This is a genomic window from Olsenella sp. An188 (assembly GCF_002160255.1).
GTDB lineage: Bacteria > Actinomycetota > Coriobacteriia > Coriobacteriales > Atopobiaceae > Thermophilibacter > Thermophilibacter avistercoris.
Genome location: NZ_NFKF01000003.1, coordinates 40356 through 66819, shown reverse-complemented (window position 1 = coordinate 66819; position 26464 = coordinate 40356). Strand labels below are relative to the sequence as shown.

The following is a 26464-nucleotide window of genomic DNA, read 5'->3' as shown; positions in this document are numbered from 1 at the left end:
CCGGCCCTTCAATTTGGGTTGTCAGTGGTTTTTTCGGGTCCCTCCAAGTAGCAACCAGCTCTAACTTCTGAACAACCGCAGGTCAGAGGCTTGCGCGCCCTTCCGCCTACTCGAGAGTCCAGAAAAAACCACTGACAACCCGTCTTCACCCCATTAGCAGCGTCGTTTCGCCATGCAAAATCACCGCTCGCAGAGCCAGTAGCGCGTCGAGAAGGGCGCGAGCTCAACGGCTATCTCGTTGAATACAATGACTAGAACGGACCTTCAAATTGAGAAGGACAGGCGATGGGGCAGTCCTGCCAGCCGGTCGTATGACGGGGCGGGACGGGAACTGGAGGCACGTGATGAGCGTTCTTGTAGATGGCAGCATCACGATCTATGACGCGCTTTTGAAGATACGGGAGGGCCGCTATGTGATGCCCGCCTTCCAGCGACAGTTCGTCTGGAGCATGGAGCAAATCGAGAAGCTCTGGGACTCAATCCTTCTTGACTACCCCATCTCAACCTTTCTTTTCTGGCACCTAGACAGCGCCAACGTAAATCCCGACACGTATTTCTGCGAATTCCTGCACGAGGCCACCTTCAACAGCAGGAAGCAGTCAGACATGCCCAACTATGAGCTCGGCACCGTAGACATCTCGGTAACCGACACGGCCGTCCTTGATGGACAGCAGCGCCTTACATCCCTGCTTCTCTCGCTCCTCGGAAAGACGTACCTAAGGCAGAAGCACGCACGGAAGAGCGGCTCCGGTGGAACGATCACGAAGCTCGTGATCGAGCTCAACGAGCATAGGCTTATGGTCGATGAGGACGAGTACAACAGCAAGCGATTCGATGTCCGCTTTACGGACAAGGTTGGAAAACTGAGCCCAACTCAATTTGAGATAAGAAAGGTCCTCGACGAAGCGTATCGAGATGTCGGGACTCGGCCTGACGCAATCGAAGCCGCGATTGCCAACGTTCCTCCCAGCAGCAAAGAGTATGCCCGCTCAACGCTTAGCAAGCTCTGCAGCAAAATCTACGAGGAAAAGCTCGTCCGCTTCACCGAGATCAGGGACATGAAGCAGGACGACGCCCTCGAGATGTTCGTGCGGTTCAACAGCGGCGGAAAGCCCCTCAAGAAGCACGAGATCACCATGTCCATCCTCGAGGCTTACTGGCCACGCGCAAAGGCGGAGTTCGGAAGCGTCCTTACGGGACCATTTGCGGACTTTGGAACAGACTTCATCATCCGTACCGCCCTCATGCTATACGGCGACGTCGTGAAATCGACCATCGACAAGCGTGTCGCCAACGAGCTCAAAAACGACTGGGCCTCCTTCGGACGAACCCTCGACGAGCTCGCCGAGTTCCTACGCAGCATGAACATCGAGGTAGAAAGGTTCTCAAAGGGCTGGAACGTTCTGCTCCCCATCATCTACCTCATGCACTACAACCCCAACTACGAGACCAACCGTGAAGGTGTCAGGGCATACCTTGTTCGAGCGGTGCTCTTCACCTACTTCCAATCGGGAACAACGTCAAAATTGCAACAGATGAAGAGCAGCATCAACAACTATAACTTCGAGATTACCGCTGACATGCTCGACCAAATTGGGGACCTCAGGGTAACAGACGGCAAAATCGACGACATCATCAACTCGGAAAAGGGCAGCCGTGTTGCCGGGGAGGCGCTCTCGTTTCTTGGCGCTGGCTGGATGAACAAGAACTACCACTACGAACAGGACCACCTTCACCCGCGCGATCGCTTCGACCGCACTGCCCCGTCAGGCGTCTCGAGAGAAGACTGGATTGCGTGGAGGAGAAATCGAGACCGACTCCCCAACCTCCAGCTCCTCGAAGGCCGAAGCAACGGCAGCAAGAGCGACATGTCCCTCATCAATTACTACGACGAAATGAACGGCGAGCAACAGAGGAGGTTCCGCGAGGAGGCACTCATCCCCGACGGAGCCTCCCTTGAGATCAGGGACTTCGGCGAATTCTACGAGCGCAGGAAAGCCCTTTTGACTCAAAGGCTTCGCGAGCTCCTCGGATAGCGATCATCCGACAACCCCAGCGCCGCCGTGGCCCGAGCCAAACGCGCAGTTTCCGACCCGAAAGCGCGGCAGTTCCGGCCCTTCAATTTGGGTTATCAGTGGTTTTTTCGGGACCCTCCAAGTAGCAACCAGCTCTAACTTCTGAACAACCGCAGGTCAGAGGCTTGCGCGCTCTTCCGCCTACTCGAGGGGTCCAGAAAAAACCACTGACAACCCATCTCCACCCCATTAGCCGCGTCGTTTCGCCATGCAGGGTCACCGCTCGCAGAGCCAGTAGCGCGTCGAGAAGGGCGCGAGCTCGGAGCCGCCTCCGAAGTCGTGGTCCTCGCCCGTGATGAGGTCCACCGCGCGGCCGCACTGGGCGTCGAAGTGCACGACGGCCGGCTCCGCGCCCGCGTTTATCGCCACGATGACGCGCTGCGCCTCACCGTGCTCGCCGCCCGCGTAGCGGCGCTGGAACACGAGCTGCTGCGGCTGGCACTGGAGCTGCGCGTAGTCTCCCCAGACGATGGCCGGGCTCTTGGCGCGCGCCTCGGCGAGCGCGGCGATCCAGTCGGTGAGCTCGTTCCACTCGGGCGCGTCGAGCGCGGGGCGCAGCTCGTGGTCGCCGGGGAGCTGCTCGCCCTCGATGCCCCACTCCGAGCCATAGTAGACGCTCGGGACGCCGCACATGGCAAACAGCAGGCCGTAGAGCGGGCGCAGCTGGCGCGTGTCGTCGAGCTTGGTGGCGATGCGCGGAACGTCGTGGTTGTCAACGAAGTCGAGCAGGTGCCGGCCGGTGTAGAGGTCCCAGGGCTGGCTTCCGCTCTGGCGCTCGAGCGCGTAGGCGATCTCGTGCATGTTGGCGGAGTTCATCGAGGACCACAGGCCCTTGTACGCCTCGTAGTTGGTCACCGAGTCGCACATGTCCTCGGCCATCCACTGGTTGTAGTCGCCGAACATGGTCTCGCCCAGCAGCACGAACTTCTCGCCGCGCTCCTGGCCGATGCTGTTGGCGAGGTTTCGCAGGAAGCGGAGGAACCCCTGGTCGAGGCAGTAGGCAACGTCCAGGCGCAGGCCGTCGACGTCGAACTCGCGCACCCAACCGCGGATGACGTCGGCCAGGTAGTCGTTGAGCTCAGCGCTCCAGTGGTTGAGCTTCACGAGGTAGGGCACGCCCTCCCAGCAGGTGTATGACAGGCCGTCGCCCCACTGGTTGTTCCCGTTCCAGTCGATCTCGAACCAGCCGGCATACGGGCTCTCGCCGCGCCGCTGGAGCACGTCCTGAAACGCCCAGAATCCGCGGCCCACGTGGTTGAACACGCCGTCGAGAAGAACCTTCATGCCCGCGGCGTGCGCGGCGTCCACCACCGTGCGCAGGTCCTCGTTGGTGCCGAGGCGGCAGTCCACCTTCGTGTAGTCGCGCGTGTCGTAGCCGTGGGCGTCCGACTCAAAGACCGGGTTGAGCAGCAGGCACGTTGCACCGAGCTTGGCCATGTGCTCGATCCAGCCGTTGTCAACGAGCTGCAGGATACGGTGCTCGAGCACGCCGTCGTTCTCGTGCGGGGCTCCGGTCAGTCCCAGCGGGTACACCTGATAGACAAAGGACGGCTCATACCAGCTCATGAGGGGCTCCTCTCGGGGAAGGTCCGCGGACCCCATCATTCTAGCCGCGCGCCGCTCGCCTATTTTCTGGGCCGTAAGCGGTCGGGGCGCGAGCGCGCGGGCCGCGGCTCAGCTGGCTGCCGACTACTCCCGGGCCTCCCCGTCGCGCCCCGCACACCGCAGCGCGGCATCCACCGCATGCGCCACCATCTCGTTCACGGCCTCGCGCGTGTAGAACGCAACGTGCTGCGTGAGCACCGTGTTGGGAAACTGGCGCAGGTAGGCCATGTCGCGGTTGGCGATGATGTCGTTCACGCGCGAGGCGTGGTAGATCTCGTCCTCGCCCGCAAAGACATCCATCGCGAGCGCGCCGATCTTTCCCGTCTCCACGCCGCGCACGAGCGTGTCCACGTCCATAAGGCTCGCGCGCGCCGTGTTGACGAGCACCACGCCGTCGCGCATCGTCGCGAGGGTCTCGTCGCGGACCATGCGGTCGTTCTCGGGCGTCGCCGGCACGTGGAAGGTGATGACGTCGGAGCCCCGGTAGAGCTCCTCGAGCGTCACGTACGTCCCCAGGGGAAGAAACGCCTCGCTCTGGTGCGGGTCAAAGCCGATCACCGTGGAGCCAAAGCCCCCAAGCCGCCGGGCCACCGCGCACCCAATACGCCCCGTGCCCACGATGCCCACCGTGAGGGAGCCGAGCGTGCGGCCCATGAGACCCGGGAGGGAGAAGTCGTTCACGTTCTGGCGGTAGACCATCGGCTTGTACTTGCGCAGCGCCACGAGCATGAGCATGAGGGTGAAGTCGGCCACGCTGTCCGGCGCGTAGCTCGTGTTGGAGACGCTGATGCCCAGGCGCTCGGCGGCCGCGAGGTCGATGTGGTCCGTGCCGATCGTTCGGGTGACAAGCACGCGCAGCCCGCGGGCGGCAAGCTCGGCGAGAAGAACCTCGTCGTAGCTGACCATCCCCAGGATGAGCGCGGCGTCAAACCCGCGCACGTCGTCGGCGTTGGACGCGGTGAGCGGCTCCTCGCGGCAGACGAGCTCGTCAACGTCGGCACGCGCCGCCTGGCGCTCGAACTCGTCCCTCTCGTCGGGGCGGACGTCAAAGGCGATGATCCTCATGGGGGCTCCTCCCAGCCGCTTCCGTGCACCAGTAGTATCGCCCCGGACGCGAGGCGACACAAGCCGGCCGGGCCGACGCCCACCTGTCGGGCCTTGGCGCGGAAAGTGCTTTCGCCGGCGAGAAAAACCTCCATCGGGGCTTTTGTCCCATGCCGCCTATCCGCTGGCGCACAATTCCGGAATTGTGCGGCGGGGGCGACGCACTTGGAGGAAAAACGCCAGTTGAGGTTCTTCTCGCGCTTAGAAAAGCCGAGTCGTCCGGGGCGGTTTTCGCACAATTCCGGAATTGTGCGCCAAGCGGGGGGCAAGCCGGCCGGCCCGCGCCCCCCTACGAGAAGCGGACCCGATCCACGGCCGTCACGCGGTTGGGCGGCACCCGGCCGTCCATGAAGGCGATGATGTTGTCTGCAACGGCCATGCCCATCCGGAGGTTGGCCTCGAAGGTCGCCGAGCCGATGTGCGGCGTCGTGAGCACGTTGGGAAGCTCGTACACCTTGCTGAGGACGGGCGGCTCCGGCTCGTAGACGTCAACGGCATACCCACCGAGTCGCCCGCCAAGCAGCGCCTTCTCGAGGGCAGACTCCCTCACGATACCGGCGCGGGCAGTGTTCACGAGCAGCGCGCCCTCCTTCATGTGGCGGAACTCCTTCGCCCCGAGAAGGTTCTTGGTCGCCGAGGTGAGCGGCGCGTGGATGGTCACCACGTCCGAAGACGCAAGCAGGTCGGAGAGGCTTGTGTAGAGCAGGCCATAGCGGGCCGCCTCGTCGCGCTGGACGATGTCGTTGCCGAGGATGTCCATGCCAAAGCCCATTGCGCGCCGCGCGACGGCCATGCCTATCGCGCCCACGCCGATGATGCCGATCGTCTTGCCGTGGAGGCTGCGCCCCGGAATCTTGTTCCAGACGCCCCCCTTGAGCTGCGTCACCGACTGGGTGACCATGCGCGCGAGGTCGAGGATGAGCGCAAAGGTGAGGTCTGCGGTCTCCTCGCTGTTGGCCCCGGGGGTGTTGGTGACCGTAATGCCACGCTCCCCCACCTTGGCAAAGTCAATGGCGTCGACGCCGGCGCCGTGACGCGCGATGAGCCTGAGGTCGGGCAGGCGCTCGATGGTCGCGGCGTCAAGGTGGTCGTTGCCCAGAATGAGTGCGTCCGCCCCGTAGGCGTGCTCGACGATCTCGGAGGACGTGAGCGGCCGGCCGTACGGGTTGAGCCTCACCTCGCAGCCCGCCGCCTCCAGGCGCCTCACCGGCTCCTCGTTGAAGATTCCAAAGGTTGCTGCGCACGACGCGACGACAAACGCATCAGACACGCCGGGCCTCCCTTCGGTTTTCAGCCGGGAAACGACATGCTCGCGCGACGCCCGATGACGCGCGAATCGCTGTCACGTGATTGTTGGCGCCGACCCGACGGCCGGGCCGAGCGTTCCTGACATTATCCCAAATGCGGGGATGGCATGAGCAAAAATGCGCAACTCACCACAAAGCCACGCAACCGGACGGTCCGGCAGCCGGCGCCGGAACGGCGTGCCGCCCGCGCCCGGAGCCATTGTCCGAGACGCGGGCGGCACCCCCTCCCCTCCTTTTTTCTCGCGAGAAGAACCTCGCGGCGCGGGCGCTATCCGATGACGGCGCCCGTCTTTGCGGAGCTCACCTGCCTCGCGTAGCGGGCGAGCAGGTGGCCTCCGTTCTCGTGAACGACGGGCTGCCAGCCCTGCTTGCGGCGGGCGAACTCCTCGTCGGAAACCTCGACCTCGATGAGGTTCTTCGTGAGGTCGATGTTGATCTTGTCGCCATCCTCGACGAGCGCTATGGGTGCGCCGTCAAAGGCCTCGGGGCAGAGATAGCCGACCGAGAGGCCACCGGAGGCGCCGGAGAACCGCCCGTCGGTGATGACGGCGGAGTTGGGGATGCCCTTCATGATCTCCGTGACGCGGTGGAGCTCCTTCATGCCCGGGCCGCCCTTGGGGCCCTCGTAGCGGATGATGACGCCCGTCCCCGGCTTGATGGCATGCGCGTTGTACGCGTCGAAGGCCTCCTCCTCGGAGTTGAACACCATTGCGGTGCCGCTCCAGACGTGCTGGTCGGCGGGCACGGCGCTCGTCTTGACGAGCGCGCCCTCGGGAGCGAGGTTGCCGTAGAGGACCTGGATTCCGTTGGCGACGGAGGCGGGATCGTCCTGGGTACGGATGACCGAGCGGTCGCAGCGCAGCACCGAGGTCTCGAGGTTCTCCGCCATGGTCTTGCCGGTGACCGTCATGACGGAGGTGTCGAGGTCGCCCTCGATGGTCTTGAGGACGGCCGGGATGCCACCCGCCTTGTACAGGTTCACGCAGGAGATGTCGCCGTTGGGGACCACGTTGCAGATGACGGGCGTCTTGGACGTGATCTCGGCGACCTGGGCCCAGGTGCACTCTAGCCCAAGCTCGTGCGCAAGCGCGGGAAGGTGGATGAGCGCGTTCAGAGAGCCGCCGATGGAGGCGAGCAGCTTGACCGTGTTGTCGAGCGCGGCCTGCGTCATGATGTCGGACGGACGCACGTTGCGACGGACGAGGTCGACCACGGCCGCTCCGGTCTGGCGGGCCGAGAAGCGCCGCTGGCTCGTGGAGCTGGGCCAGAGCGCACCGTTGGGCAGCATCATGCCGAGGCCCTCGGTGAGGCAGCCCATCGTGTTGGCGGTGCCGAGGAAGGGGCAGACGCCGGGCCCGGTGTAGTAGCGAAGCGTGCCCTCGATGACGTCGCGCTCGGTTGCCTCCCCCGCCAGAAAACGCGCACGAAGCGCCTTGGACTCGGAGGGCTTGATCTCGTCGTAGCAGGGACCGCAGGTCACGAGCGCGGCAGGCAGGTCGATACGCGCCGCCGCCATGAGCATCGCGGGGATGATCTTGTCACAGCTGCCAAGGTAGACCACGCCGTCGAAGCAGCCCTCGCCGACGATCATGGCCTCGCAGGAGTCCGCGATGATCTCGCGGTGCGGCAGGCAGTAGCGCATGCCGGCGTGACCCTGCGCGATGCCGTCGCACATGCCGATCGTGTTGAACTCGATCGGCTCTCCGCCCGCCTCGAGGACACCCTTCTTGACCTCTTCGGCGAGCTTCTTGAGCGGCTCGTGACCCGGGCAGACCTCGTTCCAGCTGTTCGCAATCGCGATGAGCGGCTTGTCGGGGTTCTCGAGAGAGTCAACGGCAACGCCGGCGGCGGCGAGGTGGGCCTTGGAGATGGCGCGCTGGAAGGGCTCCAGCTTGTCAATCGCACGTTCCATGGTTGTTCCCCTCAGTTTCTCGATAGCGCGACAGGTGCCGCCCCGTCGGCGGCACCTGCGCGAGACTGCAGGATGGTGCCTACTCCATCTCCTCGTACTCGGCGGCGTAGGCCTCGATCTTGTCCATGCCGATCTTCTTCTCGACGAGGACCCACACGGCCACGAAGATGGCCACGGCGATCGGCACGAAGATGATCGCGTTCTCGGAGATGCAGGTCCAGAAGACGATGGCGGTCTGCGTCAGCGACGGGCCGGCCATGGAGGCGATCTGACCGTCGAACGACAGGCCCGTGGAGGTGGCGAGGTCGGTCAGGTACGGGGCAGCGAAGGTGCCGGCGTACAGGATCGCGGCCATGACCGGGATCGAGATGAGAATCGAGCGGAACACGTTGCCGCGGCAGAGCGCGACGACCAGCGCCACGCGGAAGGTGACGACGGAGAGGTCGGCGAGCGGCATCATGCGGTTGCCCGGCAGGACGAAGGCGAGCAGGATCGTGATCGGGATCATGATGAGCGCCGTGGTGATGACCTCGGGGTTGCCCACGACGACGGCAGCGTCGAGGCCGATGGAGAGCGACTGGCCGCCAAAGTGCTTGGTGGTGAACTTCTGGGCGCCGTCGGAGATGGGCATGAGGCCCTCGACGAACATGGCGGTCATCTTGGGCATGAGCACCATGACGGCGGCGACGTTGACGCCGGTGAGGAAGATCTGGTCGATCGGCATGAGGGCCAGGGCGCCCATCGCACATCCCAGGATCAGGCCGAGCATCATCGGGTCACCGAAGATGCCCAGGTACTTCTGGACGTTCTTGATCGAGACGTTGACCTTGTTGAGGCCGGGGATGCGGTCGATGACCCAGTTGAGCGGCGCCGCGATGATGATCGACGAGGTATAGGAGATCGTCGGGAGCGTGACGTCGGGGATGCCGAAGAAGTGCTCTATGAGCGGTGAAGTCCAGTCGGCGAACTTGAGCGTCATGACGGCGGTGAATGCCGTGGCGACAAGAGCCCAGACGATGTTGTTGGTCACGAAGAAAACGAGGATGCCGGCGATCATCATGTGATGGTAGTTCCAGATGTCGACGTCCATCGTCCTGGTGAGCTTGAGGACGAGCATGAGGATGTTGATGCCCAGGATCTCAAAGACCAGGAAGGCCACGATCGGGGAGGCCCAGGTGACCGAGGAGATGGCGCCCCAGCCCACGTCGGTGACGTCGAGGTTGAGGCCGAAGTTCTCGACCATGGCGCTCGCGGCCGGGGAGACCGCGGACTTGAGCAGGTTCACGAGCAGGTTGATGCCCACGAATCCGCAGGTGATGGTAATGCCGCTCTTGAACGCCTTACCGATGCTCATACGGAAGATGAGGCCGATGATCGTGATGATGATCGGCAGCATGACGTAGGCGCCGGCGTCGATGAGCGCCTGGAAGACGGTGCTGACGCCATTGAGGAACGCGTCCATGCCTTTCCTTTCTCACTTTCACTAACAGGTGCGCGGGGCGACGGGACCCGCCTGCCAGCGGACGAGTCCGCAGGTCAACTAGTCCTTCAGGGCGTCGACGATCTTGTCGAGCGTGGCCTGCTCGTTGATGCCGGTGAGCAGGGCGATCGCCATGATGATCGGGGTCTTGACGTCGGCGTCCTTGAACTTGCCGGAGGTCACCACGAGGTCGTAGTCGTTGGCCTTGTCGTGAAGCTCGAGCATCTTGCACTGGGAGACCTGGATGCTCACGCCCTTCTCGGCGCAGTAGTCCTTGATCTTGGAGGCCACGACGGTGGAGGTGGCGACACCGTTTCCACAGGCCACGAGAACGCGCTTTGCTGCCATTTTTCTTTCCTCTCTCTTGAGAACGTCCTCAGGCGCGCCCTCCGGCGCGCCGCTTTCCCGATGTTCTTCTCGCCGGGCGAGCCTACGCGATCAGCGACTCGGCAAGGGCGAAGGCCTCGTCGGCGCTCTTGGCGTCGATGACCTTGGCGACGAGCTCCTGGTCCTGGACGAAGGCGATGACCTTCTGGAGCATCTCAAGGTGAGCGTGGGCCTCGGTGAGGGCCAGCATGCAAACGACCGAGACCTTGCAGGTCTCGTCCGGCTCGTCCATCTTGTGCCAGTCGACGGGGTTGGCGAGGACGCCCATGCACATGGCCGCCTTGTTGACGTTTGTGACGTCGCAGTGCGGGATGGCAACGTTGAGGCCGCTCATGTCGAGCGCCGTGGGGAAGTTGGCCTCGCGGTCGACGATGGCCTGGGCGTAGGTGTCCTTCACGTAGCCCTGCTCCTCGAGAACGGCCGCCAGGCGGCGCTCCACGTCCTCGCAGGTGAGGCCGTTCTCGTCGATGCGGACGACGAGCGAGCTGTCAAAGCTCAGATCTGCCATGCTGTCTCCTTCTTCCTATCCTGTCGCGATGCGCGACGACTACCAGGTGACGCTCTCCTCGAGCCGGGCGACCGCGGCGGCAAGCTTGGCCGAGTCGCACGCCTCGATGTCTGCGGGGTCGAAGATGCCGGAGCCAATGCCCGCGTACGTGGCGCCCTTGTCGAAGTAGGACTGCACGTTCGCCACGTTGACGCCCCCCACGACCATGAGCGGAAGCTTTCCGAGCGGGGCCTGGACGGCCTTGATGTAGTCCGGTCCGAGCTGTCCGGCCGGGAACACCTTGACGATGTCGGCGCCCATGTCGATCATCCGCTGGATCTCCGTGGGGCTGAAGGCCGCGGGAACCGTGATGACGCCGGCGTCGCGAGCGAGGTCGAAGATCTCCTGAGTGAACATGATCGGCGAGAGCATGAACTCCGCGCCCGCATCGATGGCCTGGCGGGCAATCTCCGCGTTCTTGACGGTGCCGGCGCCCACGTGGACCTCGTCGCCGAACTCGTGGCGCGCGGCGGAGATGGACTCCATGGCGTGGGGGGAGTTGCTCGCCACCTCGATGGAGTTGACCCTCGTGCCCACGAGCTGCTCGACGACACTCAGAACCTGCTTCGTCTCGTATCCGCGGAGAATGACCGTCACTTTGGGAAGAACGAGCTCGCTCATGGGACCTCCTCTGTCCTGGTCTTGTTGGCCCGATTTTATGTCTGCATATTTTGTTTTCAAAATGCTGAGCATGCTACATATTTTCTACATATTGTTAGGGATTATCTTTGCTTGTTGTCGGCGGCATTTTCCCAGTTCGTTCTCATTCCTCTGTTTTCGCAGTTTACAAATTATGGGTCTTATCTGCAGATTATTTGATTTATATGAATTAGCGTTCATAATTTAGACAAAATGATTTAAGTGTGCAGACAAATCTGCTAGTTATTTCATCACATTTGTTTATGCATATTATTTGTCGTGATTTGTATATTATTTTGGAATAGGTTAAAATTCTTCATTATTTCTCCATATTATTGTTCAAGAATGGTCCCGGTCGTTAGCCCTGCACGCTCTTCGACGGGAGTCAGCATGGAGTTTGGAAGCACGGTTGCCCGGCTGCGGGAGGGACGGGGCCTCACGCAGGCCAAGCTTGCCGCGAAGGCGGGGGTCAGCCCCGAGACCGTGGCGGCATGGGAGACGGGGGACGAGTTTCCCTCACAGGAGCAGCTGCTCGCCCTTGCCGTTGCCCTCAAGGTCAAGATAGGGCGCCTCGTCGAGAAGGACGAGGAGCTGATGCTCAGGGTCATAGACGGAACGGAGACCTACGAGACCGCCGTCATGGCCCTCGTCTCGGTCGTCACGGCGACCTGCGCCGTGGCACTCGTCGCAGTCTCGAGCACGGCACCCGAGTCAACGCAGCTCGCAGTGCGCATCACGGAGGCCGTCGTTCTTATCGGCCTTCTCGTCCTGCTGTTCATGCGCCGCAGCCCGACGGCGCGGCGCGCAAAGGCCTTCCGTAACGCGCTCGAGGCAGCCGACGGATCGCAGACCAACTTCGTCCTCAAGCGCCGGGCCGGGAGAAACACCCGCAACGTGGTGCTCCAGTTCGTCCTCGGCGCCGTCATCGCCGTCACCCTCATAGTGCTGCTCGGCGTCATCGTGCCGGAGTCGCGCCTGCCCTGGGTGATGCTCTAGCGGCGACGGGAAAGACGCATTCCTCCTTTTAGCAGGCGGGGCGGGGCCTTGAGCAAGCCCCGCCCCGTCGTCATGTTGCGGGGGCCTTGGCCCGCAGGCCACTCGCGCACAATTCCGGAATTGTGCGGCGGGGGCGACGCACTTGGAGGAAAAACGCCAGTTGAGGTTCTTCTCGCGCTTAGAAAAGCCAAGTCGTCCGGGGCGGTTTTCGCACAATTCCGGAATTGTGCACCAAGCGGGGGGCAAGCCGGCCGGCCCGCGGCCCCCTACGCCCAGAGCGAGCGCAGGTAGCGGGCCACGCCGGACTCGGCGCAGCTACCGCAGACGTGGTCGGCCACCGCCTTGCACTCGTCGCTCGCGTTGGCCATGGCCACGCCGTCGCCGGCGACCTCGAGCATCGTGAGGTCGTTGCTCGAGTCCCCGAAGGCGACCACGTCGGAGAGGTCGACGCCAAGATGGTCGCAGAGCCACCTCAGGCCGGAGCCCTTGTGGGCCTCCGCGCAGGTGATCTCAACGTTGCAGGGAAGCGAGCTCGAGCGGATGAGCTCAGGGCGCGCGTCGACGGCGGCCCACACGGAGCGCGCGTCCTTCTCGTCAAGGTAGAAGACGTTGATGCGGCAGATGTCCCCCACCGCGCCGATCATCTCGTCGACCGTGCCGTCAAAGCAGGTGCGGACCCGCTTGATGGGGGCGAGGCCCTCCGGGGTCAGGCAGAGGCGGTCCAGCAGCGGCCAGCGGTCCGACGCGGTGTAGACGATGCCGTCGGCAAAGAGGTCGAAGGTGATGGGCAGGTCGCGCACGTCGGCGTAGAGCGAGCGCACGAGGCCCTTGTCGATGTCGACCTCGCGCAGGACCTCGTGGGTGCGCACGTCGCAGACGAGCGCACCGTTGCAGCAGACCGCGTAGCGTACGCTCGGGTGCTCGGAGAGCTCGCGCGGCACGCCGGTCACGTTGCGGCCCGTGCAGGGGACGAACTGCACGCCGCGCCTGAGCGCCTCGTCGAGGATGGCCATGTTCTCCGCCGAGACGCTCTTGTCCGGCGAGAGAAACGTGTCGTCCATGTCAACGAAGACCAGCCTTGTCATGAGCGCTCCTCCCCTTTGCAAACGTCCGCGCCCCATGATAGCGCGCACTGGGCGAGAAGTGCCTCGCAGCTGGACCGCGCCGCCTTACGTGCGGGCCGCGGTCGGTCTGGAGTCCAAAACCGTCCGCAGCCCGCACGTACTTCTCGCCAGAAGAAAAGCGCGAGCGCGCGGGCGAGAAGAACCTCGACCCGCGCGCCCCGTCAAAAGGAAAACGCTTCCCCCGTGCTAGCGCTTGCGCGCAACGCGGAGGGCAGCGACAACGAGGGCGGCCCCTCCGCAGAGGACCGCGATCGGGAGGGCGACGTTGGTTGCGTCGCCGGCGTCAGGCAGCTCGCCGTTGTCGGCGGGCTTGGTGACGTCACCTGCGGGCTTGGTGGTGTCCGCAGGCTCCTCCGGGGTATCCGGCGTGTCCGGAGTATCCGGAGTATCCGGGGTGTCCGACCCGGCATCCCACATCAGGACGAAGGGCGAGAAGCCCGTGGTCGTGAACTTGATGCCGTGCTCGGTGTTCTCGACCTCAACGTACTGCGTGTTGGCCGACTCGATGCTGCTCGAGATGTCACCGTTCGCCATCTCGCGATCGAGACCCTCGAAGTGCACGAGGTGGAACTCCGTGCTCTGGTCGGTGCCTTCCGGATACGGCCAGTATACCGTGACTGGCGCGCTTGACCTCAGCCAAACATTGCCGTTGTTGGCATCTACAAGATCAAGGTACTTCGCCACGTACTGCGGGTTCGCGAGCTCCGTCGCGCTCCTTGTAGTCGGCCACGACCGCCGCCTGGTCCGTGGCAGCGCCCAGGCGCACGGCCGCGGCCGCGAGCGCCTCGAACGCATCGGACTGGCTCGAGACCTCGATGGTCCCGAGCATGTGGTCCTTCGCAAAGAGTGCCATGGTAACCTCCCTCCGGGCTTATCGCCTTCACGTGCTCTACATAGGTGAGCTTAACAAGGGGGTGTTTTCGGCTTAAGGTCCGTTTTGTCACAACTGGACGGACAAAACGGGTCGAGAAGTGCGGTGGATTTGAGCCGCGACCTTACGTGCTGCTTCCGGACGGTCTGGAGGTAGAAACCGTCCACAACCTGCACGCTCGCGGGGCACGTGCAGGTTACGGACGCTTCCGCCGAGAAGAACGTCCGCAACCTGCACGTTCTTCTCGCCAGAAGAGAATCGACGGGCGAGAAGAACGCCCGCGCCCCAAACGTAACCGGGGCGCGGGCGAGCAGCGCGGTCTGTGCCGTGAGGCCTACTTCACGCCGGCCTTGCGCTTGGCCTCCTCGATCTGGGCGAGCTGCTCGGGCGTGAGCTGGATGCCGGCGCCGCCGTGCACGCCGCACGCGGAGCCGTCGCCGCGGGCCACGGAGTCCTCGAAGCGGTGGCTGCCCGTGTAGGGAGCCACGGCGTCATTGGTCACCGGGTCGGCCGGGTTCTCCAGGTGGAAGCCGCCCTCGCGGTTGGTCCGGTAGTTCTCCTTGGCCACGGAGATCATGAGCTTGATGCGGTTGAGCTGGTTGACCTCGGACGCGCCCGGGTCGTAGTCAACGGCCACGATGTTGCTCTCCGGGTGCATCTGGCGCAGGCGCTTGATGACCGACTTGCCCACCACGTGGTTGGGCAGGCACGCAAACGGCGAGCAGCACACGATGTTGGGCGTGCCGGTCTCGATGAGGTCGCACATCTCGGCCGTGAGCAGCCAGCCCTCGCCCATCGTGTTGCAGAGGGAGAGCACCTGCTCGGCCTTGGAGGCCAGCTCGAAGATGTCGGGGTACGCCTGGAAGCGCGTGGTCTTCTCGAGCATCCGGTTGATGGGCTCGCGCATCCCCTCGATGAGCTTGATGCCGGCCATGTGCGAGAGGCGGCTCGTGGCCTTGGTCCCGAGCTCGGCGTTGGTGTTGATGGCGTTGGTCATGCCAAAGAGGAAGAAGTCCACGAGACCCGGCACGTTGGCCTCGCAGCCCTCCTGCTCGATGACCTTGACCACCTGGTTGTTGGCCGTGGGGTGGAACTTGACGAGGATCTCGCCGACCACGCCCACGCGCGGCTTGGAGCGGTCGTTCACGAGCGGCAGCGCCTCGAAGGCGTCCACGGTACGCTGGCAGAGGTCGTAGAAGCGCTTGCGCCCGCCGGCCACGATCGTGCCCTTGGCCTCCGCCATCATGCGGTCGTAGAGCGTGTCGGCCGCGCCGGCCTCCGCCTCGTAGGGGCGCACGCGGTAGAGCAGCTGCATGATGAGGTCGCCGTAGAGCAGGGCGTTGACGGCCTTGATGAGCACGTCCGGCTGCTTGAAGATGTTGAAGCCGGGGTTCTTCTCGTCCAGGCCGGACGCGGCGGTGAGGGAGATCACCGGGATGTCCGGGTGGCCGGAGTCCTTGAGCGCCTTGCGGATGAGGGCGATGTAGTTGGTGGCGCGGCAGCCGCCGCCGGTCTGCGTGATGATGACGGCCAGGCGCGAGAGGTCGTACTTGCCGGAGAGGACCGCCTCCATGATCTGGCCCGTCACGAGGATGGACGGGTAGCAGATGTCGTTGTTGACGTACTTGAGGCCCGCCTCCACGGCGCCCTGGTCAACGGAGGGCAGCAGCACCACGTTGTAGCCGGCGCTCTTGAGCAGCTCCTCGAGCAGGTCAAAGTGAATCGGCGCCATCTGCGGGACGAGGATGGTGTAGCCGGCCCTCTGCATGTCCTCGGTGTAGCGCACCTTCTCGAACGCGGCGCTCGCGGCCTCGCGGTAGACGGGCACGCGGCCCTCCTGCGTGTGACGGGCGCGCTCGAGCGAGCCGTCCGCCTGGCGCACGCCCACGGGCTCGACCTCGTGGACCCTGCCCTGGCTCGCGGCGCGGCGAAGCTCCTCGCGCTGCTCCGAGAGGGCGGCCATGAGCGAGCGGATGCGGATGCGCGCGGCGCCCAGGTTGGACACCTGGTCGATCTTGAGCACGGTGTAGATCTTGCCGGAGGCCTCGAGGATCTCCTGGACCTGGTCGGTGGTGAGGGCGTCGAGCCCGCAGCCAAACGAGAAGAGCTGGATGAGGTCGAGGTCGTTGCGGGACGCCACGAAGCGCGCCGCACGGTACAGGCGGCTGTGGAACATCCACTGGTCGATCACGCGGATCGGGCGCTCCGGCGCCATCTTGTGCGCGACGGAGTCCTCGGTGAGCACGGCAAAGCCGAAGGAGTGCACGAGCGACGGGATGGCGTGGTTGATCTCCGGGTCGTTGTGGTAGGGGCGCCCGGCGAGCACGATGCCGTGGGCGTCGTGCTCCTCGATCCAGCGCAGCGCCTCGTCGCCGGCACGGTGCATGGCGTCCTTGAACTCGAGGTCGGCCTCCCAGGCGGCGTTGACCGCGGCGTCGATCTCGGCGCGGGTGATGTGCTCGCCGCGCACGCGGCCACGGCCCTCGGCGGCGTCCTTCTCGCGCTGCTCGCTCACGAGCTCGTAGAGGCGACGCTTGAGCTCCTTCTTCTTGTCGTAGGGGATGAACGGCGAGAGGTACTCGATCTTGGAGCCCGCGCCCAGCTCGTCGACGTTGAGGCCGAGGGCCTGCGGGTAGCTCATGACGATCGGGCAGTTGTAGTGGTTGGTCGCCCCGTCGTCCTCCTGGCGCTCCCAGCGGATGCAGGGCATCCAGATGAAGTCCGGGTCCTTCTCGATGAGGTTCATGATGTGGCCGTGGGAGAGCTTGGCCGGGTAGCACACGCTCTCGGACGGCATGGACTCGATGCCGGCGTCATAGGTTGCCGCGGAGGTCTGGTCGGAGAGCACCACCGAGAAGCCCAGCTTGGTGAAGAACGCGTGCCAGAACGGGTAGTTCTCGTACATGTTGAGCGCGCGCGGGATGCCCACCGTGCCGCGCGGGGCCTCGTCGGGCGAGAGCACCGGGCGGTCGAAGAGCAGCTTGTTCTTGAAGTCAAAGAGGTTGGGGGCGTCGTTTTTCTTTGCGCGCGAGCCACCCGCGCCCTTCTCGCAGCGGTTGCCCGTGATGAAGCGGCGCCCGCCGCCAAAGTCGTTGATCGTCAGCAGGCAGTTGTTGGAGCAGCGGCCGCAGTGGACGTTGGTGTGCTTGACCTTGAGGTTGTCGATGTCCTCGCGGGAGAGCAGCGTGGAGGTTCCGTACGCGCCGGCGCGGTCGCGGGCGAGAAGGGCCGCGCCGTAGGCGCCCATCGTGCCGGCGATGTCCGGGCGGATGACGTCACGCCCGGTGAGCAGCTCGAAGGCGCGCAGGGTGGCGTCGGACATGAAGGTGCCGCCCTGGACCACGCAGTACGTGCCGATCTCGTCGAAGTCGCGCAGCTTGATGACCTTGAACAGGGCGTTCTTGATGACGGAGTAGGAGAGGCCGGCCGCCACGTCGCCGATGGTCGCGCCCTCCTTCTGGGCCTGCTTGACGCGGGAGTTCATGAAGACGGTGCAGCGCGATCCGAGGTCGACGGGGCTCTTGGCGCCCACGGCCGCGGCCGCGAACTCCTGCACGGACATGTTCATGGACACCGCGAAGCTCTCGATGAAGGAGCCGCAGCCCGAGGAGCACGCCTCGTTGAGCATGATGTGCTCGATGACGCCGTCCTTGACCTGGAGGCACTTCATGTCCTGGCCGCCGATGTCCAGGATGAACTCGACGTCCGGGACAAAGGCCTTGGCGCCGCGCAGGTGGGCGACGGTCTCGATCTCGCCGGAGTCGGCGCGCAGGGCCTCGATGAGGATCTGCTCGCCGTAGCCGGTGGTGGTCACGTGGCCGATCACGCAGTCGGAGGGCATCTTGTCGTAGATGTCGTCCATGATGGTGCGGGCGGTGCCGAGGACGTCGCCGTTGTTGTTGCCGTACCAGGTGTAGAGCAGCTCGCCGCCCCCGCCGACCACGGCCGCCTTCATCGTGGTGGAGCCGGCGTCGATGCCGATGAACACGCGCCCGTGGTAGCTCGCGAGCTCGCCCTTGGGCACCACCTGGGCGTCGTGGCGCTCCTTGAACTCCCGGTAGTCCTCCTCGGTCTCGAAGAGCGGGTCGAGGCGCTCGACCTCGGAGCCCTGGACGTCGTGCAGGCCCTCGAGCGCGGCGATGACCTCGTCGAAGGTGACGTACTTGTCGGACTCGCCGGCGAGCGCCGCGCCGGTGGCCACGAAGAGGTGGGCGTTCTCCGGCACGATGATGTGCTCGTCGTCGAGGTTGAGCGTGAGGTAGAAGCGCTTGCGGAGCTCCGAGAGGTACTGGAGCGGGCCGCCGAGAAACGCCACGTGGCCGCGGATGGGGTGGCCGCACGCGAGGCCCGAGACGGTCTGGTTGGCAACGGCCTGGAAGATGGAGGCGGCGATGTCCTCCGGGCGGGCGCCCTCGTTGAGCAGCGGCTGGACGTCGGACTTGGCAAAGACGCCACAGCGGCTGGCGATCGGGTGGATCTGCGTGGAGCCCTTGGCGAGCTCGTTGAGGCCGGCGGCGTCGGTGTGCAGCAGGCTCGCCATCTGGTCGATGAAGGCGCCCGTGCCGCCGGCGCAGGTGCCGTTCATGCGCTGCTCGATGCCGTTGTCGAAGTAGATGATCTTGGCGTCCTCGCCGCCGAGCTCGATGGCGCAGTCGGTCTGCGGGATGAGGGTCTCCACGGCGCGCTTGGAGGCGATGACCTCCTGCACGAACTCGAGGTCGAGCCAGCTGGCGAGCAGCATGCCGCCCGAGCCGGTGATGGAGACGCGCATCGGGGCGGAGCCGATCACCTTGCGCGCGCGGGCGAAAAGCTCCTTGGCCGTGGCGCGGATGTCGGTGTGGTGGCGCTCGTAGTTGGCGTAGACGAGGTTGTCGTTGTCGTCGATGACGGCGAGCTTGACGGTGGTGGACCCCACGTCGATGCCCAGGCGCAGGTGCGCGTGGCTGAAGTCCGTGCGGTGCGCCGGGGAGAGCTCGGCGCCGTCCTGGGTGAGCTCCAGGGCCTTGCGGGCGTCCTTCTCGGCCTGGATGGAAGCGGCGGTCTTGTCGGTCATCTAGTTTTCCTCCTCGGAGCACATGGCAGCCAGGGCAAAGCTCGGGATGTCGAGGTCGATGGGGTTGTCATAGAGGTCGCCGGGGCGCACGAACATGAGGGCCGTCATGAGGCGCGCCATCGTGGGCACGCTCTCGCGGCAGCCCGACTCGAGCCAGCGCAGCAGCACGCCCACTTCGGCGGAGATCGCGAAGGTGAGGTAGTAGTCAAAGAAGGGGCCGAGCGCGCGCAGGTCGAGCCCGTCGAGCGCGCGCATTCCGATGACCTCGTGGGCGAGCGCCTTGATGCGCTCGGCAAAGGCCGGGTCTCCCCCGTTGCCGAGAAGCGCGCGCAGGTAGTCGCGGCGCTCGCGGACCGCCGAGAGCAGCTCGGGGGCGCCCGGGGCCGGGTCGCCGTGGTCGAGCGCGCGGCGCAGGTCGTCGAGGTGGCACGCCGCCAGGCGCGCGAGCGGGGCGCGCAGCTCGGAGAGCGTCTCCTCCTCGATCTGGTTCACGAGGTCAGGGATGTCACGGAAGTGGGAGTAGAACGTGCGCCGGGTGACGCCGGCGCGCTCGGTCACCGCCGTGACGGTGACGCGGGAGAGGTCCCCGGTGGAGCAAATCTCCTCCGCGAGGGCCTGGCGCAGGGCGCGTCTGGTGCGCACGCTCCGGCGGTCGGTGCTGAGCACGCATTCCTGCATGTGGCGCGGTGCCTTTCGTCGTGTCCGGGGCGCGTTGCCCCGTTTCTTCACAGCCTGCGTAGTATTGCACAACCTGTGCAGAAACTTGACACGGATGCGCTCGGCACAAGTTCTTCACGGAGCGGCAACGGGCCGAGAGCACTCCGGATCCGACGTCTCCCGTCACAGTTTCTAAACAGTGAAATCACCTAGCAACCTCTGTTTACGTGGTTGGATAATAAGCAAGCGTTCAGCAAGCTGCACGGGAGAACCGATGGACGAGAAGGACCACGAACCGGGTGCGCGCGGCCGGCGCCGGCCCACACCGCGCGACCCCAGCCGCTACGGCACGCCCCGCACACCCCAGGCGCGCAGGAGTGCGCCGGCGCGCGTGTCCCAGACGTCTCGCCATCCCACGCCGCGCACACGCGATGCGCAGCCGACCCGGCGTCCTTCTCGCCCCGCCTCACGGCCCACGCAGCGCCACACCCACCCAGCCCCGCAGAGAGCAATGTACCTTCGCGGTCGCCGGCCCAGGTCTTCCCGACACCTGCCTCCTCTCCCAGCGCTGCTGCTTGCGGGCGCGCTCGTGATAGCGCTGGCCGCGGTGGCGCTCACGCACCTCGCCGCTCCCGCGCCGGTCGAGCCTGCCGTGGAAGAGGTCCAGGTAGACCCCAAAGAGATCGTCGCGCAGAGCACCGAGTTGGGCATAGCTGCCACGGCCCCAAACTCGTTCTTCTCGTCGGACGCGCTCGCGCAGCTTGAGGATGAGGTGGCAACGCTCGAGGCAGAGGGGCTGAGCGTGAGCTTCACCCTCGTGGACGTCCAGACCGGAAATACCCTCTCGTACAACGACGACGTGGCGCGCTACCCCTCAAGCTGCGCGAAGGCGGCGTACTGCGCGATGGTCTGCGAGACCTACGGCGGTTCGGGCCAGTATCCCTCTGCGATGCAGAACTGCCTGGTCAACTCCTCAAACGACGCCTACGATTCGCTCATCCTTGCCTTTGGACTCGACTCGTTTGCCAGTTGGCTCGACGAGGTCGGCGCACACGGCGCGGCGCAGAGCTCGAGGACCGGCGACAGCCACAGCTACCCCATGATCTCCGCAGCCGAGCTCGAGACCGTCTGGGAGGAGATCTATCGCTTCGGCACCTCGGGGGAGGCGGGCGCGCAGGAGCTGGTGGACAGCCTCTCGCAGACCAACTACTCCGTGCTCGGCGGCCTGCTGCGCGACGAGTACGAGGTGTGGAGCAAGCCGGGCTGGTACTTCCAGGACAGCTACGACATCACCAGCACGAACGACGCAGGCGTGGTCTTCTCCGACTGCGGGCCGTACGTGGTCGCCGTCATGACCGACCTCAACGGCGACCTGCCGGGACTGCTGCCGCTGCTCGACAGTCTCAACGCGGCGCACGGGGCCATGTGTGGGGGCAGTACGGAGTCCCAGCTCAGCGAGGAGACGACCATCCCCGGCTACGTGGGATAGCGCGTCTGGCGAGAAGACCGTGCGACTGCGCGCTCCCACGTGGCAGAATGGAGCCGTCGTGGGGAGGTTGCCATGAGGGCACGCGTCGTTGTGGTGTCGGTGGTTCTTCTCGCCGTGGTGGCGGGAGGGGCGTTTGCCGTGTGGCGGGGCGTTGCGCCCGACGGGCGGGCGCGGGACGCGGACGTTGCGGAGCCAGAGCCGATGAAGATCACCGACCCCGTAGCAGAGCCGGCGGCCGAGCCGGAACCGGAGCCCGCGCCGGAGCCCACCGAGGCCGAGCTCCTCGCCGACGCGCCCGTCGTTTCCGCCACGTCCGAGAGCGGTGTGAGCGTCACCGCACCCGAGGGGTTTCTCGCCACGGAGGCGTTTGCGCGGGTGGACGCAGAGATTGCGGCGCTTCGCGACCAGGGGTACTCCGTGGGCGTGTCCCTGGTCGACCTGCGGACGGGCCGAAGCATCTCCTACAATGCCGACGAGCGGCTCTATCCGGCCAGCTCCATCAAGGCCCTCTACTGCGCGATGGTGTGCGAGACGAGCGGCGGCTCGGGCGGGATGGCGGACGTGATGGAGCGCTGCCTCGTGGACTCTTCGAACGAGGACTACGAGGCGCTCATCGGGGCGTACGGGATGCCGGCGTTTGGCGCGTGGCTGGGCGCGCACGGCGCGACGGAGGCGGCCTACGACGGCTCCATCTGGTACTACCCCGACATCTCCGCAGGCGAGCTGGCCGCGTGCTGGCAGGAGATCTACCGCTTTGGCACGTCGGGCGAGGCGGGCGGCGCCGAGCTGGCCGGCTACCTCGCGCGCACCAACTACACGCCGGCGGGGGCGCTCCTGCGCGACGAGTGCGAGGTGTGGGCCAAGCCAGGGTGGTTTCCTGACAACGGCGAGCTCGTGGCCACCAACGACGCGGGCGTGGTCTTCTCGGAGAGCGGGCCGTACGTCTTTGCGGTGATGACGGACATGAGCGCCAACCTCGACGGCCTCACGCCGCTCATCGACGCGCTCGACGCGGCACACCACGTGATGTGCGGGGGCGGGTCGCCGCAGTAGACGACCCCGGCATGCACGACCCTGGCACGTACGACCCCGCAGCGCAAAACCCGCGCATCTCCCTCGGCGCCCCGCGGCGCAAAACCCGCGCGATTGGGCGGCATGTTTGATGCCGGGGCACCCAATCGCCCGCACTTCTCGCCAGGCGAGAAGAACCTGCCAGCAAAGCCGCAGCTCACAGGCGTGACCGATCGCCCCGTCGCGCCCGCAACATCAAACATGCCACCCAATCGCACGCGGTTCCTGCCAAAGGCGGCATCCCGGGAAGCGCGGGCGCCGGCCGGCACCCAATCGCACGGGTTTTGCGCCAGAGATGACATCCCGGGAAAGCGTAGACGGGCCGGGAGCCAGGAAGGAAAAGTAGAGGGGACTCCCGGCCCGCAACGATATGGACGAGTCGCTAGAAGACGTAGGCAGCGACCTCGTCGGCAGTGGGGATGGAGGGGACGGCGCCGTGGTGCGTGACGGCGATCGCCGAGGCGCGGGCGGCACGGTCAAGCGCGACCTCCACCGGCTCCCCCGCGCTTATCGACGCGACGAAGTATCCCGTGAAGGTGTCCCCCGCCGCCGTGGTATCGACGGCCGAGACGTGATAGATCGGCTGGACGTGGCAATCGCTCCCGCCCGGCCCCTGGTAGATCGAGCCGCGCGTCCCAAGGGTGAGAACGACCCGGGCGCTGGGGTAGAGCGCCGCGAGCGCGCCCAGCACGTCCTCGGGGTCCGCGGACCCTCCGGCCATCTGCGCGCCCTCGATCTCGTTGAGCAGGAAGAGGGAGACCTTCCCCATGTCAACGGCATCGAGGTCGGAGTTGTAGGGGGACGGGTTGAGAACGACGACGAGCCCCCTCTCGTGTGCGACGTCCACGATGTGCGCCAGGCACGAGGTCTCGTTCTGCAGCACGATGTAGTCGCCGGCCCCGAAGCGCGAGAGGACCTCGTCGGCAAAGGGCTCGTCAATCTCCCGGTTTGCGCCGCCGAAGAGCAGGATCGAGTTCTGACCCTCGTCATCCACCTGGATGACGGTGTGCCCGGTCGGCACCTCGGTGCGACGCACGAACTCGACCCCCACGCCGGACTCGCGGCACACGTCGAGGAGAAAGTCCCCCTCGGGGCCGACCATGCCCGCGTGCCAGACCGCCGCACCCGCGCGGGCGAGCGCCACGGACTGGTTGAGCCCCTTGCCGCCGGGATAGACGCTGCGGTCGCGCGCGGCGAGGGTTTCCCCGGGCGTGACCATGTGGCTCACCCCGTAGACGTAGTCGATGTTGAACGAGCCGAAGTTCAGAATGCGCGCCATGGGAATCACCTGCTCCCGCTCAGGGCCTTGGAGAGGGCCGTTGCCCATCCGCGGCGTCGCTCGCGACGCCGTCAACGCGAGGCCCTCAAGGTCAACGGAGTGCATCGCCCCGCGTCGACCCGAGAATATCATTGATCCGGCGCGAGCGGCTCCCTGGTGCCCGCACACCCTCTCCGCGGCGCAAAGCCCGCGCGATTGGGCGGCATGTTTGATGCCGGGGCGCCCAATCGCCCGCACTTCTCGCCAGAGGCGGCCCTCTTCGCTGCCGCGACCTTCGGCCGATACGACTGCGCCCCGGCCCCTCTCGCTCGGCGATTTCTGAGCTTGCTCAGTGAGCCGAGGAGAGGGGCCAGGGCGCTTACAGGTGAATCAGGCGAGCGCTACTTACTCGTTGTCGCCCGCGGTGGCCTGCGTGGCGCTCATGGCGGAGTCGGCGTCGCTCGCGTCACGCCACTTCCAGTCGGTGAAGGCCGGGTGGTCGTAGCCGTTGTCAACGGCGAACTGGAACGCCTCGACGCGGAACTTCTCCCACTCGTCGATCTGGTCGGCCCACTTCTCGGCGTCGACCATGCGCAGGGCGTCGGCGGCAAGGGCCCAGCGGTCCATGTCGTTCACGCGGACCATGTCGAACGGCGTGGTCGTGGAGCCCTGCTCCTGGTAGCCGTGGACGTTGAAGTTGTCGTGGTTCGGACGGTCCCAGATGAGGCGGCGGATCGTGCCGGGGTACGCGTGGAACGCAAAGAGCACGGGCTTGTCCGCGGTGAAGAGCTCGACGAACTTCTCGTCGGACATGGCGTGGTCGTTCTCGGAGACGTTCTGGATGCTCAGGAGGTCGACCACGTTCACCAGGCGCACCTTGACGCCGAGCTTGTCGAGCAGGTCGAGCGCGGCCATGGCCTCGCCGGTGGGCACGTCGCCGCAGCAGGCGAGAACCACGTCGGGCTCCTCGCCGTCGGCGGTGTTGGAGGCCCACTTCCACTCGGCGGCGCCGGCGGAGAGCTCCTCGCGGGCCTCGTCGAGCGTCAGCCACGTCGGGGCGGGCTGCTTGCCGGCGAAGATCGCGTTGACGCAGTTGGTGGACACGTAGGCGCGCTCGGCCACGGCCAGCAGCAGGTTGGCGTCGGCCGGGTAGTAGATGTTCACCACGTGGTCGTTGTTGAAGTTCTTGTTGAGCAGGACGTCAACGAAGCCGGGGTCCTGGTGGGAGAAGCCGTTGTGGTCCTGACGCCAGACGTGGCTGGAGAGCAGCATGTTGAGGCCGGCGATGGGCTTGCGCCAGTCGATGTGGCGCACGGTGGCCTCGAGCCACTTGCAGTGCTGGTTGACCATGGAGTCAACGATGTGCACGAAGGACTCGTAGGAGCTCCAGAGGCCGTTGCGGCCGGTCAGGACGTAGCCCTCGAGCAGGCCCTCGCACTGGTGCTCGGAGAGCTGCTCGATGACGTTGCCCACGGGCGAGAGGTGCTCGTCGTTGGCCGGGTCGTCGTAGACGCCGCCGCCAAACCACTGCTTGTCGGTCACCTGGTAGGACGGCTGCAGGCGGTTGGAAGCCGTCTCGTCCGGGCCGAAGATGCGGAACTTGTCGCGGTTGGCGTTGATGAGCTTGGCGGTGTACTCGCCGAGCACGCGCGTGGCCTCCACGGCGCCGAAGCCGTGGCCCTTCTCGGCGACCGGCACCTCGAACTCGCGGACGTCGGGCAGCTCGAGCGGGTTGGCGGCGTGCAGGATGCCGCCGTTGGCGTTGGGGTTGGCGCCCAGGCGCAGCTCGCCCTCGGGCATGAACGCGGTGACCTCGGGGCGGATGGCGCCGTTCTCGTCGAAGAGCTCCTCGGGCCTGTAGGACTCGAGCCAGCCCTTGAGGACCTCGAAGTGGGCCTCGGTGTCGCGGGCGCTGGCCAGCGGCACCTGGTGGGCACGCCAGGAGCCCTCGGTCTTCTTGCCGTCGATCTCCTTCGGGCACGTCCAGCCCTTCGGGGTGCGGAAGACGATCATCGGGTAGAACGGGCGGGAGGCCTCGCCGGCCGCCACGCGGGCCTTGATGTCGCAGATCTCGTCGAAGACGGCCTCGAGCAGCGCCGCGAAGCGACGGTGGATGGAGGAGACGTCCTCGTCGTCAAAGCCGGCGACGAAGTTGTACGGGTGGTAGCCCATGCCGCGGAAGAACTCGTCGCGCTCGGCGTCGGAGATGCGGGCCAGGATCGTGGGGTTGGCGATCTTGTAGCCGTTGAGGTGCAGGATCGGCAGCACGATGCCGTCGGTCAGCGGGTCCATGAACTTGTTGGTCTGCCAGGAGGTGGCAAGCGGGCCGGTCTCGGCCTCGCCGTCGCCCACCACGGCCACCGCGAGCAGGCTCGGGTTGTCGAGCACGGCGCCGTAGGCGTGGGAGAGCGTGTAGCCGAGCTCGCCGCCCTCGTGGATGGAGCCAGGGGTCTCGGGCGCGTAGTGGCTGGGGATGCCGCCGGGGTAGGAGAACTGACGGAAGAACTTCTGGAGGCCGGCCTCGTCGTCGGTGATGTCGGGGCGAACCTCACGGTAGGTGCCGTCAAGCAGGGACTGCGCGGTGCCGGCCGGGCCGCCGTGGCCGGGGCCCATCAGGAAGATGGCGTTCTGCTTGTGGTCGGCGATGAGGCGGTTCACGTGGCCAAAGAGGAAGTTGATGCCCGGCGTGGTGCCCCAGTGGCCAACAAGGCGGTGCTTGACGTCCTCGCGGGAGAAGCCCTCGCGCATGAGCGGGTTGCTGCGCAGGTAGATCTGGCCGACGGAGAGGTAGTTCGAGGCGCGCCAGTAGCGGTCGACGCCCTTGAGCTCCTCCTCGGGCACCGGTCCGTTGAGCTTCTGCCACGGGGTGCCAATGGTGGGCTGAGCCAT

Annotated in this window: 19 protein-coding genes; 4 read left to right on the top strand and 15 right to left on the bottom strand. The window is 65.7% G+C overall.

Translation table 11 applies throughout. The features are described 5' to 3' along the window. Positions 1 to 344 precede the first annotated feature (344 nt). Positions 345 to 2036, top strand: coding sequence for a DUF262 domain-containing protein (locus tag B5F23_RS04350; protein ID WP_087352538.1), 1692 nt, complete (start codon positions 345 to 347; stop codon positions 2034 to 2036). Between the two features lie 255 nt (positions 2037 to 2291). Here the strand turns inward: B5F23_RS04350 and B5F23_RS04345 are convergent, their stop codons facing one another. From B5F23_RS04345 to B5F23_RS04310, 8 genes are all read right to left on the bottom strand, one after another. After that, positions 2292 to 3641, bottom strand: coding sequence for an alpha-amylase family glycosyl hydrolase (locus tag B5F23_RS04345; protein ID WP_087352164.1), 1350 nt, complete (start codon positions 3639 to 3641; stop codon positions 2292 to 2294). Positions 3642 to 3764: 123 nt separating this feature from the next. Next, complete coding sequence (locus B5F23_RS04340) at positions 3765 to 4745, bottom strand: NAD(P)-dependent oxidoreductase (RefSeq protein ID WP_087352163.1); 981 nt, start codon at positions 4743 to 4745, stop codon at positions 3765 to 3767. A gap of 328 nt (positions 4746 to 5073) precedes the next feature. After that, complete coding sequence (locus B5F23_RS04335) at positions 5074 to 6054, bottom strand: phosphoglycerate dehydrogenase (RefSeq protein WP_087352161.1); 981 nt, start codon at positions 6052 to 6054, stop codon at positions 5074 to 5076. Positions 6055 to 6359: 305 nt separating this feature from the next. Beyond that, a complete protein-coding gene (gene ilvD, locus B5F23_RS04330) occupies positions 6360 to 8003 on the bottom strand; it encodes a dihydroxy-acid dehydratase (protein WP_087352159.1) in 1644 nt (547 codons plus the stop codon). A gap of 79 nt (positions 8004 to 8082) precedes the next feature. Then, positions 8083 to 9465 (bottom strand): PTS galactitol transporter subunit IIC, encoded by a 1383-nt coding sequence (locus tag B5F23_RS04325; protein ID WP_087352157.1) that lies wholly within the window; start codon positions 9463 to 9465, stop codon positions 8083 to 8085. A gap of 78 nt (positions 9466 to 9543) precedes the next feature. After that, positions 9544 to 9831: a PTS sugar transporter subunit IIB gene (locus B5F23_RS04320; RefSeq protein ID WP_087352156.1), complete on the bottom strand. Its 288-nt coding sequence runs from the start codon at positions 9829 to 9831 to the stop codon at positions 9544 to 9546. Positions 9832 to 9913: 82 nt separating this feature from the next. Continuing rightward, positions 9914 to 10378, bottom strand: a complete 465-nt coding sequence (locus tag B5F23_RS04315; protein WP_087352154.1) for a PTS sugar transporter subunit IIA — start codon at positions 10376 to 10378, stop codon at positions 9914 to 9916. Positions 10379 to 10417: 39 nt separating this feature from the next. Continuing rightward, positions 10418 to 11038, bottom strand: a complete 621-nt coding sequence (locus B5F23_RS04310) for a bifunctional 4-hydroxy-2-oxoglutarate aldolase/2-dehydro-3-deoxy-phosphogluconate aldolase (protein WP_087352152.1) — start codon at positions 11036 to 11038, stop codon at positions 10418 to 10420. A gap of 408 nt (positions 11039 to 11446) precedes the next feature. Between B5F23_RS04310 and B5F23_RS04305 the strand changes: the two genes are divergently transcribed. After that, complete coding sequence (locus tag B5F23_RS04305) at positions 11447 to 12052, top strand: helix-turn-helix transcriptional regulator (RefSeq protein WP_158096117.1); 606 nt, start codon at positions 11447 to 11449, stop codon at positions 12050 to 12052. Positions 12053 to 12318: 266 nt separating this feature from the next. On the opposite strand, the gene B5F23_RS04300 is transcribed toward B5F23_RS04305, so the two are convergent. From B5F23_RS04300 to B5F23_RS04285, 5 genes are all read right to left on the bottom strand, one after another. Beyond that, positions 12319 to 13137, bottom strand: a complete 819-nt coding sequence (locus B5F23_RS04300; RefSeq protein ID WP_158096116.1) for an HAD family hydrolase — start codon at positions 13135 to 13137, stop codon at positions 12319 to 12321. 225 nt (positions 13138 to 13362) lie between these two features. Next, positions 13363 to 13737, bottom strand: coding sequence for a hypothetical protein (locus tag B5F23_RS09935; RefSeq protein WP_241145791.1), 375 nt, complete (start codon positions 13735 to 13737; stop codon positions 13363 to 13365). A gap of 106 nt (positions 13738 to 13843) precedes the next feature. Further along, complete coding sequence (locus B5F23_RS09810; protein WP_162607513.1) at positions 13844 to 14029, bottom strand: hypothetical protein; 186 nt, start codon at positions 14027 to 14029, stop codon at positions 13844 to 13846. A gap of 352 nt (positions 14030 to 14381) precedes the next feature. Further along, entirely contained in the window at positions 14382 to 19100 is a 4719-nt protein-coding gene (locus B5F23_RS04290; RefSeq protein WP_087352147.1) for a 2-hydroxyacyl-CoA dehydratase, read from the bottom strand. Further along, positions 19101 to 19778: a TetR/AcrR family transcriptional regulator gene (locus tag B5F23_RS04285; RefSeq protein ID WP_087352145.1), complete on the bottom strand. Its 678-nt coding sequence runs from the start codon at positions 19776 to 19778 to the stop codon at positions 19101 to 19103. A 568-nt stretch (positions 19779 to 20346) separates the two neighbouring features. On the opposite strand from B5F23_RS04285, the gene B5F23_RS04280 reads away from it, so the two are divergent. Further along, positions 20347 to 21246, top strand: coding sequence for a serine hydrolase (locus B5F23_RS04280; RefSeq protein ID WP_158096115.1), 900 nt, complete (start codon positions 20347 to 20349; stop codon positions 21244 to 21246). Between the two features lie 72 nt (positions 21247 to 21318). Then, on the top strand, positions 21319 to 22299 hold the full coding sequence (locus tag B5F23_RS04275; protein ID WP_087352141.1) for a serine hydrolase: 981 nt from the start codon (positions 21319 to 21321) through the stop codon (positions 22297 to 22299). 400 nt (positions 22300 to 22699) lie between these two features. Here the strand turns inward: B5F23_RS04275 and B5F23_RS04270 are convergent, their stop codons facing one another. After that, on the bottom strand, positions 22700 to 23596 hold the full coding sequence (locus tag B5F23_RS04270) for a ribokinase (protein WP_087352139.1): 897 nt from the start codon (positions 23594 to 23596) through the stop codon (positions 22700 to 22702). A 384-nt stretch (positions 23597 to 23980) separates the two neighbouring features. Then, positions 23981 to 26464 carry a phosphoketolase gene (locus B5F23_RS04265; protein ID WP_087352137.1) on the bottom strand — a complete coding sequence of 828 codons (2484 nt, stop codon included), beginning with the start codon at positions 26462 to 26464 and terminating at the stop codon, positions 23981 to 23983.

Bases quoted from the DNA above. Each gene is read 5' to 3' on its own strand.
- B5F23_RS04310 (WP_087352152.1), bottom strand. From the start codon at position 11,038: ATGAGCGAGCTCGTTCTTCCCAAAGTGACGGTCATTCTCCGCGGATAC.
- B5F23_RS04300 (WP_158096116.1), bottom strand. From the start codon at position 13,137: ATGACAAGGCTGGTCTTCGTTGACATGGACGACACGTTTCTCTCGCCG.
- B5F23_RS04350 (WP_087352538.1), top strand. From the start codon at position 345: ATGAGCGTTCTTGTAGATGGCAGCATCACGATCTATGACGCGCTTTTG.
- ilvD (WP_087352159.1), bottom strand. From the start codon at position 8,003: ATGGAACGTGCGATTGACAAGCTGGAGCCCTTCCAGCGCGCCATCTCC.
- B5F23_RS04340 (WP_087352163.1), bottom strand. From the start codon at position 4,745: ATGAGGATCATCGCCTTTGACGTCCGCCCCGACGAGAGGGACGAGTTC.
- B5F23_RS04325 (WP_087352157.1), bottom strand. From the start codon at position 9,465: ATGGACGCGTTCCTCAATGGCGTCAGCACCGTCTTCCAGGCGCTCATC.
- B5F23_RS04270 (WP_087352139.1), bottom strand. From the start codon at position 23,596: ATGGCGCGCATTCTGAACTTCGGCTCGTTCAACATCGACTACGTCTAC.
- B5F23_RS04305 (WP_158096117.1), top strand. From the start codon at position 11,447: ATGGAGTTTGGAAGCACGGTTGCCCGGCTGCGGGAGGGACGGGGCCTC.
- B5F23_RS04315 (WP_087352154.1), bottom strand. From the start codon at position 10,378: ATGGCAGATCTGAGCTTTGACAGCTCGCTCGTCGTCCGCATCGACGAG.
- B5F23_RS04265 (WP_087352137.1), bottom strand. From the start codon at position 26,464: ATGGCTCAGCCCACCATTGGCACCCCGTGGCAGAAGCTCAACGGACCG.
- B5F23_RS04285 (WP_087352145.1), bottom strand. From the start codon at position 19,778: ATGCAGGAATGCGTGCTCAGCACCGACCGCCGGAGCGTGCGCACCAGA.
- B5F23_RS04275 (WP_087352141.1), top strand. From the start codon at position 21,319: ATGAGGGCACGCGTCGTTGTGGTGTCGGTGGTTCTTCTCGCCGTGGTG.
- B5F23_RS04320 (WP_087352156.1), bottom strand. From the start codon at position 9,831: ATGGCAGCAAAGCGCGTTCTCGTGGCCTGTGGAAACGGTGTCGCCACC.
- B5F23_RS04345 (WP_087352164.1), bottom strand. From the start codon at position 3,641: ATGAGCTGGTATGAGCCGTCCTTTGTCTATCAGGTGTACCCGCTGGGA.
- B5F23_RS04290 (WP_087352147.1), bottom strand. From the start codon at position 19,100: ATGACCGACAAGACCGCCGCTTCCATCCAGGCCGAGAAGGACGCCCGC.
- B5F23_RS09810 (WP_162607513.1), bottom strand. From the start codon at position 14,029: ATGGCACTCTTTGCGAAGGACCACATGCTCGGGACCATCGAGGTCTCG.